1 pseudogene is annotated in these 474 nt (G+C 67.5%); it reads left to right on the forward strand.

The window, feature by feature from the left end:
* A pseudogene (locus P3H15_RS54585) lies at positions 1 to 474 on the forward strand (pyruvate dehydrogenase); the annotation flags it as partial.

The raw sequence follows: 474 nt of genomic DNA on the forward strand, positions 1-474 counted from the left end.
CCGAATCCGACGGGGTTGAAGGTGGGTGGGCATCAGGCGTCGTGTGCGTCGATGGTGTCGATCATGACGTCGCTGTGGTTCGAGCAGTTGCGGCCGGGGGACCGGGTGTCGGTGAAGCCACACGCCTCGCCGGTGCTGCACGGCATCAACTACCTGCTGGGGGAGTTGGACGAGCGATATCTGACGACGCTGCGGGAGTTCGGTGGCCTGCAGTCCTACCCCAGCCGGGCGAAAGACCCGGATCCGGTGGACTATTCGACCGGCTCGGTCGGGATCGGTGCGACGGCCCCGATCTGGGGTGCGATCGCCCGCCGCTACGTCGACACCGCCATCGGCGGCGCCGGAACCGGTCGGCAGTACTCACTCGTCGGTGACGCGGAACTGGACGAGGGCGCGGTGTGGGAGGCGATCCTCGACACCTCGGTCGCCGAACTCGGCGAGATCGTGTGGATCGTCGACCTGAACCGGCAGTCC

The organism is Rhodococcus sp. T2V, assembly GCF_029269925.1.
GTDB classification, from domain to species: Bacteria; Actinomycetota; Actinomycetes; order Mycobacteriales; family Mycobacteriaceae; genus Rhodococcus_F; species Rhodococcus_F koreensis.